We start from the raw sequence: 17985 nt of genomic DNA on the forward strand, positions 1-17985 counted from the left end.
TTTTTTTGAGTCAAACTACCGGTTCGAAGTTCGACTGACCAACACCAGGGGGCAACATGGGTCGGGTTATCATGATGTGCGTGACAGTGCTTACTCTCGGCGCGTGCGCGAGCGTCCCACCGAGCAGCGTCTACCTCTCACAAATGCGGCAAGCGCATCCGGCGGACATCGCTTCAATCGCTTCCGGCGACGTTGCTGCGCCACTGCTGAAACCCGGCGTCAACAAGTTTGACGTCGGTGCCGGTGACAGGGTGCTGGAGCTTTCGCACTACTCGTCATACTACAAGCTCCTGAGGGTCGGTCAGGCCCGACCGCTCAAGGTGACGATCAATTCGTATTGCTCGTGTCTCGGCTATGACAAGCGGGTGATGATGCCCGTGGTCTATGGTCTCTCGGTGACAGGGCAGGTGGTCGACGCCCACCCGGGAACCTATGCCCTTCACCAGGCAACCGGTCTGACGTCACCACTCCACATCTCGCTGGAGACAGACTTCGCCAATGCCAACGTCGCCTACGTCGTCGTGGCAGCGGACAACTCGCTTGTCGACAGGAAAATCGAGAGTCTGACCACCGTCGTCAATGCCATCAGCTTCGGGCCGGTGTATGTCCGCACATATCCTGTCGGAAGGTTCGAGATTGAAGTTGCCGGGTTGGCCCCGGCGGCGTCAGCACCGCACTGAGGGCACAGCGGTGTAACGATGGCCGGCCGCTCATCATCGACCAGCCGGAAGAGAATCTGGACCCCAGGTCCATCTACGCCGAACTCGTCCGGCTGTTTTGCGAAGCCAGGACCCGGCGGCAGGTCTTCCTGGTTACACACAACGCGAATCTGGTGGTCAACACCGACGCAGACCAGGTCATCGTGGCGACCGGTGGAACCCACGAAGCGGGCGGTCTGCCTTCCATGGCCTGCCAGGCAGTCGGCATCGACGACCCGACCGTCCGGGGATTGGTCTGCGAAATTCTTGAGGAAGGCCGGAGGCTTTCCGGGAGAGAGCGCGCCGTTTGCGGGTAGACCCCGCTGTTGCCGCACCGTCCTCTGAAACACTCAAACGCTGGTTCTCTCGTGCCGAATGGCGCGTCCCACTGAGTCCCTTCCGAGTTGCGGTCGTCCCGAGCAGGCTTTTTGGCTATCTGGTTCTATCGGCCACTGGCCGCCGAGAACATGATTCCAAGACGGCTGTCAGGACAGGCAGGCGTGGCGACACGACGATGGGCACGGTGACAGCCTGGACGGGATGCGGGGCGTCCCGATTATCGCTTGAGGCCGTGACGTTTCGGCAGACGGCTTCGAGGTCAAAACGGAAGTGCGCGGCGAAGAGACCCAGGTGGAGCGGGCATGCCTGGCGTCTTGGTTCCGTTTAACGCCCCAAATTCCTGTTACATGATGGTTGAACTTTGATAATGTACGGGCGCTGTCGCGCACGTCCGCCATTCACGGAGGTGGGCGCTCGCTGTGGCAGCAACCGCCGGTTGGCTTGCCTTTCTAATTACGAAATGGAGATTCGAATGTTTATCATCATGGTCATTGCCTGCGGGGTCGTGCTCGCCGCCGGATTGCTCGACATTTCGCGTTTTCCGACTCAGAACCGGCTTTTCCGCTGGGGCATCGGTTTCATCGTTCTGGGCCTTTGCTGTTCGCTTTTGGGTCCAGCCTATGTGGATGTGGCGAACGCTCCCCAGGCCGACTATCTCAAGAACTGGTTTTTGATCGTGGCGAGCATCGGTGCCAACCTCGTCGCCGCGAGCACCATCCAATCCAAGAGCAACGCATGCGCGTGCGCGTGCAGCGCAACCAAGCCGGGCACAGCGTGCACGCAAGTAGGGGCCGCGGAAACACCGTCGACCCCGTGAAAAATGGAAGCCGCGGAAAAACGTCATTTGCCATGGCCGGGTGGGCGTGTTCATGGCTCGGATTTTCCGGGCCGCCGGCCACGCTTTCGTGTTGTGTGCCGCGGCGGAGTGGCGGCCCACCAACGGATGATCCAGCTGATGAGGAGTCCCAGCAGAACTCCTCCGATTACCTGAAAGCTGAGCGCGGTCGTGTCTGACATCGTTATTCCTTGTGGAGTGCACGGACATCCTGGCTGTCGCACAAGGCGCGTCTACTAGACTGCGACAAATTGCGCACGGGCCACAGGGTGCCTGCATGGCTGACCCGAGGCCTGAGTGTTCAGCAGCAGGGCTCTTGCACGGCGCCCAGCCCGGCTTCGACCGTGCACATTCCACCTACCACGGAAGGAGGTGCAGCTCCCGGTAACGCCCGGTCAGGTTGCACTGGCGTCGGTCCTCCCGCGAGAAGGCTTAGCCCGCGAGTCATCCAGCTGACACCAACGAAGCGGCAACATTCGCGGATTGAGGCGGCAGCTGGCTGCGCTTGCCATGATGAAGTCGGTGTTCTGCGCCCGAGCGTTTCAAGCGGCTGCCAATGCCATCTGCAAGTGAGGCGACAAACAGACAAAGCAGCTGACGTGGGGAAGCATCCACCGAAGGGGTGACTGACCCAGACCAACGGATACTCTCGTCAGGTTCGTTGGATCGCGCTGGTTTGTCGACGGGGGGGGGCAAATCAGCCCTGCAGAAAAACGTAGAGCACGTCTTAGCATGCGTTGCATGCGAGCGGTCCGCGTTGCTCCCCGGGTCAGTGCATAGCGTCCGGTGCAGATGTCCAGTCGCCCAGATGTACAGTCGTTCAAGTCAAAAGCCGTGCTTTTCGGCTGAAATCGCTAAGTTGAGGGGTCTGTTTATGATCCTGAAAATGGCGACACCCTTGTCTGCACATCGCACCCGACTGGTCGCGTTACACCCAGGTTGACACCCAAAAATAATTTCGCGTCACCCCTTGACGGCGTCGTTATTCGATGTATGCATATAAGCAATGCGGACGGGTTTGTAATTTACCCAACTGCCAAACCGGCCAGGAAGGCCAATGACCAACGACAAGGAAGTACACCAATGGCAGAGCACGCCCGTCCGCATCTCCACACCCACAACCGAGACCGCAACCACAGCGCGGTTGCGGCCGCCGCCTACAGGCTCGGCATCAAACTCTTCGATGAGCGCACCGAAACCTGGCACGACTACTCGAAACGTTTCGGCAAGCAAGTCGTTTATGGCGAAACCATGGGGCCGCAAGGCGCGCCCGCATGGCTGCTTGAACCCGGAACCCTGTGGAACGAAATCGAGAAAGCAGAAAACCGCGTCGACGCGCAAATCTGCCGCGACTACCGCATCCCCATCCCCCTCGGCGTCGATGAAAAGGCAGCGATTGCCATGGCCCGCTCCATGGCCGGCTACATCGTCGCCCGCTTCAATGTGCCCGTCTGCATTGCTGTGCACAGGGACAACACCGTTGATCTGGATGGCAACGCGAAGCCCGGCGAGAAGATTGGCTTCCACGCGCATCTCCTCTTCCCGACCCGTGAACTCATTCGCGAAGGGGAGGGCGGTTCCGATAGCTGGCGCCTTGGCCGCAAGCTCTCGGAATTGTCCAACCGCCGCCAGTCCGCACCCATCGTCGATTCGATGAACGAAAAATGGGCAAAGCTTGCCAATGCACATCTTGCGGCGGCAGGGCTCCCCGCAACGTACGAGTCCAAGAGCTACAAGCGCCTCGGGCTCGACAAGACACCGAAGCCCACCCGGGCACGGCGCCATGGCGCAAAGAACCAGTGGTATCCGAAAACCACCGGTGCGGCACCGGTGCCGCAACTCGACGCTTCCTCGGTCAAGCAACGCCTGCATGCAAGGCGGGAAAAATCGGTGGAGACCGCGCTCAAGGGTGGTGTCGTGCGCGCCCGGCGTGCGGCAACGCGGGAGATCCGCGGCAAGTCACCGCTCATCAACCGGGCATCGTTCGTCGGTGGCCGCACTTTGCGCATCGACTCCCACCTGCGGCTTGCGGAACTCATGCGGAGCGTTGGCCCTCGTCCGACCAGTGACGCCGAGCAAGCCGCGTTAGAGCGTTCGATGCTTCTGGCGGACTTCATCGAGTCACTCCTTTTCGCACAGGAGCGCGCACGGCAGGCACAAGGCGACTTTGATATGCAGATGATGCGGGAAGAGTCCGCGTTGGCCGACGCGCGCGCCCAGAAAGCTGTTACCGACGCGGCCTTGCACCGCGCCGAAGAGCGACTGACCGCCTGGCTCGTGGCCAACCCCTTGCGGGCGCGGCTGCACATCCCGTCGGACGAGTGGTCCATTCTGCAGACCAACCGTGAAACATCGGCGAGGCTTGCCGCGCGCGCACAGTCTGACATCCATCAACACGTCGAGGTCATCAAGACACTCTCGATGGCGCGGGACATCGAGAAGGATCGTGACGAAAAGGTCCGGGCTGACATCGTTTCAAAGATGAACGCCTACAAGCCTGACTTCCGGTCTGTCATCGGTACCATCGCGGTAGCCTTGTCTGACGAGCAAAAAAACGATGTGGCCGAGCTCGCCACCGTCCTTGAGCTCGAGGTCCAGGACGTCATGTCTGCCGCGCGGGCTGAAGCACCGTTCCTGTCACCCCGGAAAACCAACCCGTAAAACACTGGCCAAGGAGGGCCTTTCATGAACACCAATCTGGATCTCGACCTTCAACTGATGACCCGGCCCGATTCGGGCAACGCCGTGGCCCTCGTCGCCGAACGCCTGCGCCTCCGCCTGCTCGATGGACGCTCGGGGCTGACCCACGACTACCGTCTGCGACGAGACGAGCGGCACACGGCAACGACGCTTGCCCCCCTCAACTCGCCCGGATGGGCAACCGACACCGAAAACGTGTGGGGAAGGGTGGAGTGGACCGAGCGCCACGGCCCGGCACCCTTGCTGTTTGAAGTCAGGTCCGAAGTGCCGGACTCCATGGACGACGACGGGATGCGCGAGTTCGCGTGGGCACTGGCCGGGTTCGTCTCGCGCGAGCTCCGTGTCCCGGTGACCTACGTCGCCTTCGATGGCACGGCACCCGTGCCGACGCCTGCAGACGCAGGCCGCCAGGTCCGCCTGTGCTTTCCCACGCGCTCACTGGCGCTGCCCGACGGGTCCGACTCGGTTCTCGACCGCTCGAGCACGCGGTCGGGCTTTGCCGGTCGCCTGGCGATGACTGGCAATCCCCATTTGGGCAAGGCGTTTGCCGGGCGACTGATGCGGGAATCGTCCCGGCTGTGGGACCTGGAATCGGCAGGCTACCAGCGGGGAAAGACAGCCCTGTCTCGCGTCACCAAAAGGCCGTTCGTGTTCGACTTCGTGGACGATGAACCCCCGGTCGTGTTGGAGACAGATCCCAAAACCCATCCTCTGGTCGCCCGCCTTCGTCGAGAGGCTCCACGGGACATGTCGCTCCCCGAGTTGCGCGACTTCGAGTTCGCCATGGGCATTGCGACCCACGTTGAAGACGCACTCAAGGCCGTCAGCGAGCAGGAGGGCACTCATGACACACTCGGTGAGCAGCAGACACGGTTGACCGCCCACGCGCTCGACCATGAGTTTGAGCTCGACCGCGCACGCGAACGACGGGCAAAGGCCCGGGAGGCACTTCGCGAGGCCAACCAACGCGCGAACAGTCTGTTTGAAATGCTTCGCCGCAGGATGGACGCGGCATCCCGTGTCCGGGACCGTGTGGCGGCCGAAGCGGCAAAAGCCAACGACCACGTCCAGGAATTGAAAGCCGCAGTCAGCTCGTTGCGCGACGAGGCGGAACACATGCGGCAAGAGAAGGTTGTCGCGGCTCATACCCTGACCCGGGTGAGGGATGAACTCAAAACCGGGGTGCGACGACTGCACGGGACGGATCCGAGGCTGCTGGAGCATCTGCTCGGCATCATCACGGGGGTCGAGCGGACCTATCTGCAATCGGCCATGGCCAAAGTTGTCCCGGTCGGGGAAAACCCGGCCGAGTCAAACACGGACCAGGGTAAATCGGGCCCACCGGTCAAACCGTCGAGGGGCAGCGGGCCGGGGCGGTAAGCGGGAGGCACATCCTGCAGCCGGCGAGTGGTGTATCCACCAGCCGACAACGACAGGCCGCCGGTGGGATGGATGAGAAACGGGAGGGGCGGCCGCTCAGTGCTCAGTGCCCGCGTGGGAGGGGCGGGGCGAGATGCAACAGGCCTTTTTGCTGCAGGCTCTGCAGCGTCTGCATCTCACCCTGCGTCAGTTCGAAGTCAAACGCAAACGCATGGCCCGGCATCATCACGCGAATCTTCCGCCCAATGTCAGCATGCACGCGCGTGACGGGGACAGGCAGGCCGTCCATTTCCGTCATTCCATAGACAAACCCGCTTGGCAGAACGGCGATATAAGCGTAGTACTTCGCGACGCGGCCCCGGTCGCATTCGATGAGCGGCTTCTCCGGCAGGTGTCGCCGGGCCGCCGCCGCCGCATCCTTCTTTTGAGCATTGAGCGATGTGACGTGACCCGCAAAATCCGGCGCAATCAGTGCCGCCCGACGGTCGAGCCACGCGATGGCGAGCTTGGCTTCCGATTCCGGCAGCAAGCGGCTCCAGTTGCTGGCGACAAGATTGCTGTGGTCGATGGCGTGGACGCTCTCTTTCTCAAAAACATCCGGCACCTTGAATGACGTAAGCCACAGACGCGCCCGGCCGGTCTTCGGCGGCGTTTGCCCCGCGCGCACGGGAACGGGCACGAAGTCGGGTGCGTGGTATGACGCGACCGAGCCGAGCGGCATGCGCACAACGCCCGCATCATCATTCATTGTGATGACAAGGTCCTTGTTCGCCTCATCGATGGCCAACGTGAGGTGGCCACCCTTGAAGACCGGCGCGCGTACGACAGAAGCGCGGCGCATGGCTTCGACAATCAGAAAGAGCAAAACAAGGCCTGCGAGGACGGCGGCCGCGTACCACGGCGAATAATTGGACATGGTGACTCCGAATTTGGGGGACGTATTCGCCCCCGCCTCACCTGCCGCGCATGAACGGCAGCAGCAGGGGTGGGGCGGGGACGACGGTAGGACACGGCTGACTCAGCCTCTGTTGCCGTTCGGGTCATAGCCGGCAATCCACATCCTGTAATCGTGTCCGTTCGCGATGCCGGCGCCGAAACCAGTGACGCGCAACAGACGCGTGAGCACGGACCACTGGGCTTGCACGAGCCCGGATGGGATGTCGCGCATGAAAAGCATCGTGGGCGGATTGGGGCCTTCAGTTCCGACGACGCCCGTGGTCTGGGTCGGCGGGTACGTCTGGGCGCCTTCCGCCAACCGCGCTTCCTGATCGTTGGGCATCGCATAGCCTGACTGGCCCAAATCATTCGTGGCTTTGATGGGCGACTTGCGACAAATCTGGAAACGTTCGTCGTGGTGATTCATCGCATCGGTCCAGATGCGTGCACGGGCTGTCCAGCAGTTTTTGTGCTCACCGTACTCTTCAAAGGTCACGGCCACACGCGGCCACGCGAGGTGTCGCAGGGCAGCTTCGCCGGCCTGGCTCTTCGGGAAGATGTCGACGAGCTGACTTGCGCCAGGGGTGAGCGGCCGGAACGCATCGCCTTGGGTCGAGCCCGGATTGCTGATTTCCTGGCCGACCCGGGACGCGGAATCTTTGATGCCGCTACCGAGGCGATGCCAAAAGGAGGGCGCGGTCGATGCGGGTGCGGGTGCTTCCTGGCCGATGGCGGGCAGGCCGGTAAGCAAGAGCAGAGCGGTCAGAGCGGTTTTCATTCCAAGATCCCCAGGTCCATGTGGGGCAAATGGTAGATCGAAAAATACAACAACATGGAGTATCCCATCTTGTTGTTTAGCGTCGCTTCACGATTCCGAGAAGCGAGCCGATGCCAAAGGGAAAGACGATTTACGCCAAGGAGTACCCCATTCTCCTTGAGCTCCTGCTCGAGACCCGCGAAAAGGCAGGCCTTACGCAAAAGGAGCTCGCCACCAGGGCGGAAATCTCCCAGCAATACGTGTCGTCCGTCGAGCGGGGTAACCTTCGCCTGGATGCGTTGCAGCTCCGGCGCTGGCTGCGGGCATGTGGGTCGAACCTCGGCAGGTTCGGGCGCGAGCTCGACAAGAGGCTCGAAGCGGCAGGGTTCTGAGACGGTGTGCCGCCATCCACGCCATCGTAGCTAACGAGCTTCCGTATTGTGACGATTCGGCATGCTTCGCGTCGGCTTATCCACGGACAGAAATCTTCAACGCGCTTTTTTGGTGACTACCGGGGCGGCAGCACGACATGGTTCACCACGTGTTGACCTGTCCAGCACTGGTGCCCAATGCGGCCCACTTCGCCGGCCCCACCACATGCTTGCCGCATGTGGATCAACAGACCACATCCGGTTGACAGCCGTCGACCTCAAAGAAACGCGGGCGGGAGTGGGCAGTTGGTGGCTTGGGGGAGGGCGGCGGCTTGGTCGATGACGACAAACAAGGCTTCAATGGCATTGGCGTGCAAAGCGGTTGTCACCGGTTTATTGGCCGCAGTCACAAATTCGAGGGCCACCCCGGTTATACATCCCGCTTGTAGGGGACTGCCTACATACATTCTTGCGAGGTACTGCTATTTCTTGCGCGCGGAAAGGCCCGCACCAAGGAAGTGAGATGAGAATAAGTAATTTCCTAGGACTCCTCGGACTGCTTGTGAGTTCTCAAGCAATTTCCCAGTCCGTGCCAGGTGAACCCATCAGCATCACGCTTGAGCGTTCACCGAATCCGGCGGACGCGCCAGTTGTCGTGCATCTGACGATTACCAACAACAGCGATCAAACAGTCATCCTGTCGCGCCGAACGATACCGTTCAGTTTTGACAACGTTCTCCCCCCTAACCAGTTTTCGGTTAGAGACGAGGGCGGAGCGGAAGTCGACTACCGGGGCGACTTCGAGTACATCATCGAAGACAGCAGCTCGATGCCGCGACTGGGACCCCATCAATCCATGGATGGCCTGATTGACCTCAGAAAGACGTATCTCTTCAGCAGCGCCGGAATTACCAACAAAAAATCCATTACCTTCATTCTTCCTCTTGGGTCGCTTCCTCCAGATCTCGAACCGGATCCGAATGACCCCGGGTATGCATCGAATCCAAACCGCGTACGCACTGTATCGTCGAACGAGCTCATCGTTGTCTATAACCCTGGCACGTGGACTCCTCCGCCTTCAGTCCATCCAAAAGGACTGAGCTCCTGGCAAGGCACGGACAAAGCCAGTGACGAGGCGCTCGCGCTCGGCATGTCTCCCGCACTGAACTTGCTCTCTGTGCCTTCCATCCTCGAACCGGACCCGCGTGACCCGTCTACCCTCAACGACCCCAAGGGCACGTGCAACGCTGACCAAACCACATCAATCCTGACCGCGTACCAGCATGCAAACGACGGTGCACAAACCACGGTCACTGACATCAACGCTGCCATTCTTCCCGGTGGAATCGATACGTCCACGCCCATCGGCAAGATATATGCCTCGTACTTTGGGGCTGATCTCTATGGCATGTCTGGCAGGATTTCCACCCGCATTTTGGCGCTGTTTTCGGCCACCCAGCGACCCAATCCGGGATTGAAGAACGACCACATCACCTCATGCTATTGCGTGGGCAGAGACCCGAGCGTTGCCGCGTTCATTCGGCCTGGTTTTGAAATCGTTCTTTGCCCCAAGTTCTTCAGTTTGCCGGCGGTAGGGGGTTACCAGTCACGGGCGCTGGTACTGCTCCACGAAATCAGTCACTTCAACTATTACGTTGGAAGCCAGTATGTCGCTCGGACGTGGGATTACACCTATGGTCAGACGTCGGATCGGGCCATGGCCAATGCGGTGGGTGCCCGAAACTCTTCGCTTAACGCCGACAGCTATGAGCAGGTCGTCCGCGAGACGATGTTGAACCACGGCGCACCCGGGTGGTGATCTCCTGGTGAGCCAATGCTTCGCAGTTTCCTAGCCAGTGGCCGCGGGAACGCCGGCTTGGTTACGACGCTTTGATCCCGAGCCCAGCGACGCCGCCCATCGTGTGACGAGACGGAACGAACGCTGGGATCCATCGCCAGGCTTTGACTGACATGCCAAGCCTTATGTGGTGCCCTTGCTGGGAGACGGGGGATCAATCTAGTCCCCAGTCAAAAAACAGAGGGCCCTGATTACTGAACTGACCTTCGGAAGCTCGATACCTACGGTCATCCCTATGCGCATGCCCGGTTGAGCAAGCCGGGCGATGCTGACATTTGCGCTTGTCCAGGCTCCTATGCGGTGGCGCGCACGTTCCCGCCACCGTCCAGTGAGCGAAGTGAGATGCCGCCATAATGCTTGTGCACGCCGGAGTGTCGGTCCCGATGCATGATGCATGCGTCAGCGTTTGCTTCCTTACTTGTTCCGTCTCTTTCGACCTCAGCGCATGCACGAAGCCATGCGTCGTCACCCAGGCGACAGCAGGCGTGCTGAGGACGTGAGTCCGCGCGGTCGACTGTGGCCTCAAGTTTTGACACGGCTTCCGCCGTGGTGCCCCCGGGGCGGCGGACAGCGATTGCCGAAATTACCTGGCGATGCGACCGATTGCCCCGGTTGACGCGCTCCTCTCGATTGCCAGGATGAAGCCTGATCCATGCGCAGCACCAGGAGCTCTCATGCCAAAGGCAGTTCCGCGCAAGACCCGCGACGCCCCGTCCTTTTCGACCTTCTCATCGAGACGCGCAATAAAGCCAAGCTTACCCAGACCGAGCTCGCTGAGGCCGCTGGCGTCTCCCAGCCGTACGTGTCGCAAGTGGAAAGCGGGCTCGTCCGGCTCGATGGCTTGCAACTCGTCGACTGGCTGCAGGCGTGTGACTCGAATATCGAGCGGTTCGGCCGGACATTGACGAAACGGCTGGTAGCGGCGGGATACTGAAGACCTTCGGCCGGGGCCGGAGTTGCCCGGCGCCCAGGTCGCATGGAGTGGCTCGCCCATCGGCAAAATGAACGTGCCAGGCCCGGACCGGAATGTTAGCCTCGCCGGCCGCACATTCGCTCAAGGATCACATCTCATGCAGCCGTCGTCCGCCATACCGTGGTCCGTGCGAAGGGCGGAGTATCTGAAACTCCTTCCCTCCTTCGTCGGTGCGTCCGTCGTGTGTGGGGCTGTTCTGTCCCTTCTGAAGTCAGGGTTATTCCCGTTGGGCTTGGATGAGCGCGCGACCATCGGGGTCACGGTTCTCGTCATCGCCTCGACAGCGGGCTACATCAGGATGGCGCGCCAGATTTCACGCTCGCTGGTCATCCGCGAGAATGACTTGCCCCATGCTGTGTTGGCGTATGCAGGGCTTGCCGGTCTGCTTGTCTCGCAGTGTGCGCTCTTCGGCTGGTTACCCTACGATCTTGTCGTGGCGACCGACGCAGCGAGGCACAGCGGGGCGTTGTCGCTCATCGACGGGATGTACTTCTCGGCGGCCACGTTCACGACCCTGGGGTACGGTGACTTCGTGCCGGCAGCGGGGCCTGGCCGGTGTCTGGCCATGTACGAAGCGTTGCTGGGTTCAGCGCACTCGGTCTTTTTTATTCTCATTTTCCTCAAGGGCGGCGCGCCGACCGCCGGTGATGACCGAATTGGGATGCGTCAGCTTCCGGAGTGACCCGGCGCTGTCCCCGTCGGCAAACAGTCGATATGAGTGTACTGGGGCCGCCGGTCAGCCTGACATCTGCCAGCGTGCGTTGACTTCCTCACAGGCTGCTTCGACGTCACTCATTTTCTTCTTGTTCGCCTTCGTCGCACAGGTCACCGAGCGGGTTGGCACGTCCACGACATAACACCGCTTCGGGTCGACCGAATCGGCGTCGTAGTTCAGCGCCAGGTACTCGCGGAGGGTGGTCGCAACGTAGTCAGGCGCTTTGTCCGTCAGGGGCGCGGTCTTCGGGAAGTGCAGCTTGACGGCGCCCACGACGTCGCCAGTGAGCTCGTCGCGAAGCAAAACCTCCGGCCGGACCGAGACTGTGACGTTGGCTATCTCCATCGAGGCCGACGCAGTCGGGTCGGTTGGCTCGACCGTCAGGCCGTCGAAGTTCAACTGGTCAGCCACCTCGAGGAAATCTTCGATGGCGTCAGCCGAATTTGCCTTGTCCTGGCGGACGAAGTCGGTTCCCGGCGCCTGCCGCAAATGGGCAGCAGCGTTGGCCAAGGCATCGTCATTGGTCATCCCGCCCTCCATGTAAGTCACAATCTCCTGCCGGGCGTCGGCGTAGCGGGCGACGATGAACGTACTGGGTTCTTTCTGGTCCTTGACGATGCGCCGCCGACGGGCGGGGGACGCGGTCAGGTATTCGCCGAGCTTGTTGACACTGATGCGGGCTTTGGTCATTCCATTCTCCCTATGCGATGCCCGGAAGCGTTTTTGCTGACGGTGCGCTGTGACATTACGGCGGTGATGTGACGGATTGTCGATACGCCCTTTGTCTTACTGCGCCGTTTCGGCCAGCGGGCGTGTCTGGCTTCTCGCATGGTTTTCCGGCCTGAGAGCCAGCATCGAAATGACCAGGTGCCCCGCGGCTTCCCGCTTGCAAGCCAGGCGCCGGCGACGAGCCGGCAGGCCGTCGCCTCTGCTTCTGACCAGCCGTGGCAGCAGGTTTGTCCCGCGCGGAGCTTCTGGTCGACGCAAGGTCGCTGTGAATCAACGGCGAATAACAGTTATGCAGCAGGGTGCGACAGGGATGGGGACCTGCTATGGCACGGAAGGATTTTTTCCATACGACCTTCGTTGCGCCCGCGGCCATATGTCGTTGCGCGATAATCGACGTTTCCATCCCTCAGACCAATCCATGTCAGCTGATCGAATTTCCCATCCCGTCTTGCGCGACAAGGTTGTGACCGCCGAGACCGCCGCCGCGTTCATTCTGCCGGGGGAAACCGTGGCGATGAGCGGCTTTACCGGGTCGGGCTATCCGAAGGCCGTTCCGGCCGCGCTGGCACGACGAATCGAAGCGGCGCACAGTGTCGGAGAGTCTTTCAAAATCACGTTGATGACGGGCGCATCCACCGCGCCGGAGCTCGATGGCGCCCTGGCCAAGGCCGAAGGCCTCGCGCTGCGCATGCCTTTCCAGTCTGACCCCGATGCGCGCCAGCGCATCAACGCGGGGACTCTCGATTACATCGACATCCACCTCAGCCATGTCGCGCAGCATGTGTGGTTTGGCTTTCACGGCGAGATAGACACGGCGGTGATCGAGGTGTCGGGCATCCGCGAAGACGGAAGCCTGATTCCGTCGACGTCGGTGGGCAACAACAAGACGTGGCTCGATCTCGCCAAAAAAGTAATTATCGAGGTCAACGATTGGCAACCTGAAGGCATCGACGGGATGCACGACGTGTACTACGGGACCGCATTGCCGCCCAACCGAAAGCCCATTCCGCTCGTCAAGGCCGACGACCGCATCGGCGAGCCATCGCTCCGGTGCGACCCCGACAAGGTGGTTGCTGTGGTGCGCACGCACGGCCCGGACCGCAACAGCCCCTTTGCCGCGCCGGATGAAAACAGCGAGCGCATCGCCGAGCACCTCATCAGGTTCTTGAAACACGAGGTGAGTCAGGGCCGACTGCCCGCCAACCTGTTGCCGCTCCAGTCGGGCGTGGGCAACATTCCCAACGCTGTCCTCGCCCGCCTTGCAAGCAGCGGGTTCAGGGATCTGACCGCGTTCACAGAGGTCATCCAGGACGGCATGCTCGACCTTTTGCGGAGCGGTGTTCTCAAGGTCGCTTCTTGCACGGGTTTTGCGCTCAGTCCGGCGGCCAACGAGGAGTTCAAGCGCAACATCGGTTTTTACCGGGAGCGAATCATCTTGCGCACGCAGGAGATATCGAACCATCCTGAACTCGTGCGCCGGCTCGGCTGCATCGGGATGAACGGCATGATTGAGGCGGACCTGTACGGCAACGTCAATTCCACCCACGTCATGGGCACCCGCATCATGAATGGCATCGGCGGATCGGGGGACTTTGCCCGCAACGGATTTCTTTCCATTTTCCTCAGCCCCAGCACAGCAAAGAACGGGGCCATCTCGTCCATCGTGCCAATGGTCAGTCATGTCGACCACACCGAACACGACGTGTCCATAGTGGTGACTGAGCATGGCCTCGCCGACCTTCGTGGGCTGTCCCCACGCCGCCGCGCGCGCGCGGTGCTCGACCATTGTGTGGACCCGTCCTATCGCGCGCAGCTCTCGGACCACTTTGACCGCGCCATGAGCGAGAGTCATGGGAAGCACACGCCGCATGTGTTGCCTGAGGCTTTGTCCTGGCACCAGCGTTGGCTCGATACGGGAACCATGCACCTGTCTCAATAGGAGTCATCCCGCCGGGGTGAGACCGCAATGGCCCAGCCGCCTGGGCCTCGCGGCTCAACTATCCGGCAGTGGGGCAGCTTCGGTCGGGGTGGGGTGGATAGGAGACGGCAGCCTGGCTCGCGGCACATGTGACGGCCAACGGCGACACGTTGCACGACGGATGGCAGGCGAGAGGGGGCGAGAGCATGGAAGTGCGGGTTGGTCTGTCTCTCATGTCCATCGCCGTCCCCGACGGCGGTCCCAAGGCAGCATCCGCGTCGGTAAAAATGCCAAGTCGCTTGCCGAATATGCCTGGCATGCGACCAAACGTCCGGTTGACGCGTCCATCCCGGAGGCCAGGCTGTGTACCCGCACCGTGCGCTTCATCAGGAGCCCGCTCATGCCCAAAGGCAGTTCTACCAACGATCTGCGACGTCCCGTCCTTCTTCAGCTGCTTGTCGAGACGCGCACTAAGGCAAAGCTCACTCAGGCCGAACTGGCCGAGGCTGCCGGCGTGTCACAGCCGTACGTGTCGCAAGTCGAAAGCGGACTCATTCGGCTCGACGGCCTGCAACTGGTCGACTGGCTGCATGCATGCGACTCGACTCTTGGCACGTTCGGCAGGGCGTTGGAGAAGAGGCTGGATGCCATGACCTAAAAGTGCCCCCGCCGGTCGCAGCGTTGTCGCTGGCCGAGCGGGCTGACCGGTACTTTCCGTGTCGGCTGTAGCGTGACAAAGTCCGCCAATCGCCCAGGAGCACGTCCGTCATGGAAGAACAGAGCACCACGAGGCTGGGAACCACCGTCCACGCCTATGCCGTGACCGCAAGCCTTTCTTCGCCGACCGCCTTCCGGTGTTATGCGCCCTATGCATCGCTGTTTGCGGATGGACCGCTGCCTGTGGCGCCAGCGGGGCCGCGTGATTGCGATAGAGAACTTTTAAGATCATCGGACATCCGTTATTAAACTAGCGCGATGTGGTCGCCCCAAACTCGCGGGAGTGTCGCAATGAGCAGACGGCTGGCAACGAGGGTCCAATTGTTGGACATTTTGAACCGTATCTCAAATCCGAAACGACACGCCCTGACCGCAAAAGAGTTGGAGCAAGCAGTGGAGGATTTTTGTGCCGCTTGCCCTGATCCCATCCGAGCGTACTCGCTTATTGCGGAAAATCCTGATTCGTTGACGGACGAGGAAATTGTCGATGTTGCTCTGAGTATGGCGTATCTCCCGATATCATCTGTGCCTACATCCATTGTCTCTGCTAGCCATTCTGTTAGGGCTATCATCGCTTAGGCGAGATGCTTCGACTCATCAAGTTCTATGGAAAGGGTGTCTGTATCTACGCGTTTGGTGGGATGACGCCCGCTTGGTTCAGACAGAAAATTGACCTGTCCAGGGCGAGCGGCGCTGAGCTCGGAATTCGGCCCTTCGTTGAACGACGCCCTCGTCGGAGCTGTCGAATCTCCTGCATTACTGGTCGAGCGAATGTTGGTCCCGTGGTCTACGGGAGCAAGTGATCTGACTGCAGAAGAAAAAATCTGCTTGAGATGGGAATGGAAGATGGATGGCAATAGGGCTGTTCAGCTCGCTACGCGCGCCATTGTGGACCTCGTGTGCGATGGTCGCTTCGAAGAGGCGATTCGGATGTGTTCTTCGTCACGGCTTACGGCCAAGGATCTTGAAAGAACAACCAGACGCTATGGATGCACGTTCGTTCAGCCCCCCTTGGCATTCGATTGGCTCGTCGACGCCGTCGCCATCAAAGGAATGGGGCCTCTTGCGTGGTCGGTCAGGGCCCCCTTGTGGACTCTCGAGGAGGGGCGTTCTGACTTAACGCTGGAGTTGACGGTTACGGCGTCTTCTACCGGTGCAGTCGTGGAGCTCGATGACCTTCGTGTTCTGTAGCGAGAGTCGAATTTAAGACCGCCGGTCTGGTAGATGAGTCGGGATACCATTCCACGGCAGGGCTCGCTCCAATGTCTCATAACGTTTTTCTCATCCATTCGACAACAAAGGCAGGCTCATGGGGGATTGAACTCGAAACCGGCGCGGTACTCAAAGTTAGGGGGACGTCGCGTAAACGCGCCTTACACGCCGCGGCAGCTTGGTCACTTTGATAACCTTCGCGAGTACGGGGGTGTTATTGTTGGCAAGAATGGCGTCTCACTTGGTCTCTCGCCTGGTACCCGCATTGGCCGCTGCCAATTCGACGCATTGACGGACCAAACGCATCAAATGTTCAGTTTGATTGGGATGCAAAATGAATATTCTAGAGAAGCGCGTGGTCAAAGCCCTTCGACCTTCGCTCGAGAAGAGCCGATTTCGGTGGGTTTCGTCGCGCGAGATGTTTATTCGTGCGGAGAACTTTGGCTACTGCGCAGTCGTATGGACAGCGCATCGAGATCTCACGGACAACGCAGTCGGTACCACCTTTACGCCATTCTTGACGTTACGCCAAACGATTGTTGAAGACTTGGTCAATGGTCTTGACGTCATGTACGGCACCGATAATCAGAAGTATTCACCCACAGTGGTTAGGGCCGGTGCCACGTCCGCGCCCTCCGGGGACTTTAAATTTTTTCTTAACGCCGACGCCCAGGATGCAGAGGTTGAGGCAGCAGCATCTGAAGTGACGCGGATCGTATTTCACTCAGAGGTGCCGTTCTATGCGCATTTTTCATCGTTACTCGCTTGTTCTCAGGGACTGAACAGCAATCCGGAGCAAGTGATTCATCCATTAGGTCGGGATTTCGCAACGCGCGTGTACCATGGCATTGTTTGTGCGAAATTAAGCGAGCCTGAGCGTGTCGATTCCTTGGTGATGAGCTACCGTCGTGCCGCGTTGACCTTAGGCCGACCCAGTCAAATCATAATCGAGAACATCGGGAAGTTGCTCGCAACATTTGATAAGTTGGATGTTGAGTCAGACTTGAGTGCTTGACTGCGTGTCAGATGGGATTGGGGCATGCCGGTCAGGACGCCGTACCGCAACCATGACTTCGGCGAGGTCGCGTTCGGCCTTTGGCGAAGCGAGTGGTATGACCGTTCGCGCGGCCAACCGACTGAGGGATCTCTAGTCAGATAACGGCCACTTCCAGAAGGGCTGGCCGAGCAGCTTCTCCAAAATGACGTCGAAAAGGAAGCCTTTCGGAAAAGTGGTTAGTGCTCCCGGCTCGCTCAAACTGACGTGCTATCTGATAGGTCAGAACCTGAGTGGAAGCAGGCCTCGGCACGAGTGCAAGCGCCATTGAAACGAACGGTGACCCGACCTCAACGTGGATCTGCGTGCTCGAAGATCGCCATGACTGGCCCATCTCCATTCCAACAGCACCGGTGGCGGAAGACCGTCGATGACCGGCGGTGCCTCTGCCGCGGCAGGGGCTTTGGCGTCCGGGCCGGCCATTCACGTGGAAACGCTGCAGCCGGATTCGCGTCGTGCATCGATTCAGGGAATCAACGCACCCAACAACTTCATCACCGTGGAAATTGGCTCGGCTTCACCGGCCGGCACAGGTTCCGGCCCGACATCGCAGCAGGCGGCGGGTGACTCGAGCAACTCAACCGGACATTCGGCAAATGGCTATCGTCCAGCAGCGGCTGATTCGGTCAGCTCTGTACATGATCTCAGTAACCTTCAGATTGTTTCGCCTAGGACTCACAATGACATCCACTACAGATCCGGACTGTGAGAAATGAGCGAGGTATCCAGTCGGGAAGACTTATTGGAAACGTTGAAGGTCATGCGTAAGCTTCCCCGTCAAGCAGACATTTCA

At 60.3% G+C, this 17985-nt stretch carries 17 protein-coding genes; 14 read left to right on the forward strand and 3 right to left on the reverse strand.

The window, feature by feature from the left end:
* Positions 1–56: 56 nt before the first annotated feature.
* The 5 genes from ACVWWJ_RS09360 (at position 57) to ACVWWJ_RS09380 (ending at position 5952) form a co-directional block, all read left to right on the forward strand.
* Entirely contained in the window at positions 57–680 is a 624-nt protein-coding gene (locus tag ACVWWJ_RS09360) for a hypothetical protein (protein WP_456967551.1), read from the forward strand.
* Between the two features lie 71 nt (positions 681–751).
* The gene (locus tag ACVWWJ_RS09365) at positions 752–1015 is read left to right on the forward strand and encodes a hypothetical protein (RefSeq protein ID WP_456969689.1); all 264 of its coding nucleotides are present in this window, start codon (positions 752–754) and stop codon (positions 1013–1015) included.
* Between the two features lie 494 nt (positions 1016–1509).
* Complete coding sequence (locus ACVWWJ_RS09370; protein ID WP_456967552.1) at positions 1510–1854, forward strand: hypothetical protein; 345 nt, start codon at positions 1510–1512, stop codon at positions 1852–1854.
* Positions 1855–2955: 1101 nt separating this feature from the next.
* Positions 2956–4533 carry a MobA/MobL family protein gene (locus tag ACVWWJ_RS09375; protein WP_456967553.1) on the forward strand — a complete coding sequence of 526 codons (1578 nt, stop codon included), beginning with the start codon at positions 2956–2958 and terminating at the stop codon, positions 4531–4533.
* A gap of 24 nt (positions 4534–4557) precedes the next feature.
* Complete coding sequence (locus tag ACVWWJ_RS09380; RefSeq protein ID WP_456967554.1) at positions 4558–5952, forward strand: hypothetical protein; 1395 nt, start codon at positions 4558–4560, stop codon at positions 5950–5952.
* 103 nt (positions 5953–6055) lie between these two features.
* Here the strand turns inward: ACVWWJ_RS09380 and ACVWWJ_RS09385 are convergent, their stop codons facing one another.
* Together ACVWWJ_RS09385 and ACVWWJ_RS09390 are read right to left on the reverse strand one after the other, a co-directional pair.
* Positions 6056–6739, reverse strand: a complete 684-nt coding sequence (locus ACVWWJ_RS09385; protein ID WP_456967555.1) for a hypothetical protein — start codon at positions 6737–6739, stop codon at positions 6056–6058.
* Between the two features lie 231 nt (positions 6740–6970).
* A complete protein-coding gene (locus ACVWWJ_RS09390) occupies positions 6971–7639 on the reverse strand; it encodes a hypothetical protein (protein WP_456967556.1) in 669 nt (222 codons plus the stop codon).
* 137 nt (positions 7640–7776) lie between these two features.
* Between ACVWWJ_RS09390 and ACVWWJ_RS09395 the strand changes: the two genes are divergently transcribed.
* From ACVWWJ_RS09395 to ACVWWJ_RS09410, 4 genes are all read left to right on the forward strand, one after another.
* Positions 7777–8037, forward strand: coding sequence for a helix-turn-helix domain-containing protein (locus ACVWWJ_RS09395; protein WP_456967557.1), 261 nt, complete (start codon positions 7777–7779; stop codon positions 8035–8037).
* A gap of 541 nt (positions 8038–8578) precedes the next feature.
* Positions 8579–9835, forward strand: a complete 1257-nt coding sequence (locus tag ACVWWJ_RS09400; RefSeq protein WP_456967558.1) for a M35 family metallo-endopeptidase — start codon at positions 8579–8581, stop codon at positions 9833–9835.
* A 691-nt stretch (positions 9836–10526) separates the two neighbouring features.
* Positions 10527–10808, forward strand: coding sequence for a helix-turn-helix domain-containing protein (locus ACVWWJ_RS09405; RefSeq protein ID WP_456967560.1), 282 nt, complete (start codon positions 10527–10529; stop codon positions 10806–10808).
* A gap of 136 nt (positions 10809–10944) precedes the next feature.
* Entirely contained in the window at positions 10945–11529 is a 585-nt protein-coding gene (locus tag ACVWWJ_RS09410; RefSeq protein WP_456967561.1) for a potassium channel family protein, read from the forward strand.
* A 54-nt stretch (positions 11530–11583) separates the two neighbouring features.
* On the opposite strand, the gene ACVWWJ_RS09415 is transcribed toward ACVWWJ_RS09410, so the two are convergent.
* The gene (locus ACVWWJ_RS09415; protein WP_456967562.1) at positions 11584–12252 is read right to left on the reverse strand and encodes a hypothetical protein; all 669 of its coding nucleotides are present in this window, start codon (positions 12250–12252) and stop codon (positions 11584–11586) included.
* 457 nt (positions 12253–12709) lie between these two features.
* On the opposite strand from ACVWWJ_RS09415, the gene ACVWWJ_RS09420 reads away from it, so the two are divergent.
* The 5 genes from ACVWWJ_RS09420 to ACVWWJ_RS09440 all read left to right on the forward strand — a co-directional run bounded on the left by ACVWWJ_RS09420 (position 12710) and on the right by ACVWWJ_RS09440 (position 17901).
* On the forward strand, positions 12710–14230 hold the full coding sequence (locus tag ACVWWJ_RS09420; protein ID WP_456967564.1) for an acetyl-CoA hydrolase/transferase family protein: 1521 nt from the start codon (positions 12710–12712) through the stop codon (positions 14228–14230).
* A 379-nt stretch (positions 14231–14609) separates the two neighbouring features.
* The gene (locus ACVWWJ_RS09425) at positions 14610–14867 is read left to right on the forward strand and encodes a helix-turn-helix domain-containing protein (RefSeq protein ID WP_456967565.1); all 258 of its coding nucleotides are present in this window, start codon (positions 14610–14612) and stop codon (positions 14865–14867) included.
* Between the two features lie 905 nt (positions 14868–15772).
* Positions 15773–16117, forward strand: a complete 345-nt coding sequence (locus ACVWWJ_RS09430) for a DUF7668 domain-containing protein (protein WP_456969690.1) — start codon at positions 15773–15775, stop codon at positions 16115–16117.
* 355 nt (positions 16118–16472) lie between these two features.
* Positions 16473–17153, forward strand: coding sequence for a hypothetical protein (locus ACVWWJ_RS09435; RefSeq protein ID WP_456967566.1), 681 nt, complete (start codon positions 16473–16475; stop codon positions 17151–17153).
* A 409-nt stretch (positions 17154–17562) separates the two neighbouring features.
* Positions 17563–17901 (forward strand): hypothetical protein, encoded by a 339-nt coding sequence (locus tag ACVWWJ_RS09440; protein WP_456967567.1) that lies wholly within the window; start codon positions 17563–17565, stop codon positions 17899–17901.
* Positions 17902–17985 lie beyond the last annotated feature (84 nt).

The sequence above is a fragment of the Luteibacter sp. HA06 genome (assembly GCF_054061215.1).

Excerpts from the sequence above, each read along its gene's own strand:
- ACVWWJ_RS09360 (WP_456967551.1), top strand. The coding sequence starts at position 57 with ATGGGTCGGGTTATCATGATGTGCGTGACAGTGCTTACTCTCGGCGCG.
- ACVWWJ_RS09370 (WP_456967552.1), top strand. The coding sequence starts at position 1,510 with ATGTTTATCATCATGGTCATTGCCTGCGGGGTCGTGCTCGCCGCCGGA.
- ACVWWJ_RS09375 (WP_456967553.1), top strand. The coding sequence starts at position 2,956 with ATGGCAGAGCACGCCCGTCCGCATCTCCACACCCACAACCGAGACCGC.
- ACVWWJ_RS09380 (WP_456967554.1), top strand. The coding sequence starts at position 4,558 with ATGAACACCAATCTGGATCTCGACCTTCAACTGATGACCCGGCCCGAT.
- ACVWWJ_RS09395 (WP_456967557.1), top strand. The coding sequence starts at position 7,777 with ATGCCAAAGGGAAAGACGATTTACGCCAAGGAGTACCCCATTCTCCTT.
- ACVWWJ_RS09405 (WP_456967560.1), top strand. The coding sequence starts at position 10,527 with ATGCGCAGCACCAGGAGCTCTCATGCCAAAGGCAGTTCCGCGCAAGAC.
- ACVWWJ_RS09410 (WP_456967561.1), top strand. The coding sequence starts at position 10,945 with ATGCAGCCGTCGTCCGCCATACCGTGGTCCGTGCGAAGGGCGGAGTAT.
- ACVWWJ_RS09415 (WP_456967562.1), bottom strand. The coding sequence starts at position 12,252 with ATGACCAAAGCCCGCATCAGTGTCAACAAGCTCGGCGAATACCTGACC.
- ACVWWJ_RS09420 (WP_456967564.1), top strand. The coding sequence starts at position 12,710 with ATGTCAGCTGATCGAATTTCCCATCCCGTCTTGCGCGACAAGGTTGTG.
- ACVWWJ_RS09425 (WP_456967565.1), top strand. The coding sequence starts at position 14,610 with ATGCCCAAAGGCAGTTCTACCAACGATCTGCGACGTCCCGTCCTTCTT.
- ACVWWJ_RS09430 (WP_456969690.1), top strand. The coding sequence starts at position 15,773 with ATGGATGGCAATAGGGCTGTTCAGCTCGCTACGCGCGCCATTGTGGAC.
- ACVWWJ_RS09435 (WP_456967566.1), top strand. The coding sequence starts at position 16,473 with ATGAATATTCTAGAGAAGCGCGTGGTCAAAGCCCTTCGACCTTCGCTC.
- ACVWWJ_RS09440 (WP_456967567.1), top strand. The coding sequence starts at position 17,563 with ATGACCGGCGGTGCCTCTGCCGCGGCAGGGGCTTTGGCGTCCGGGCCG.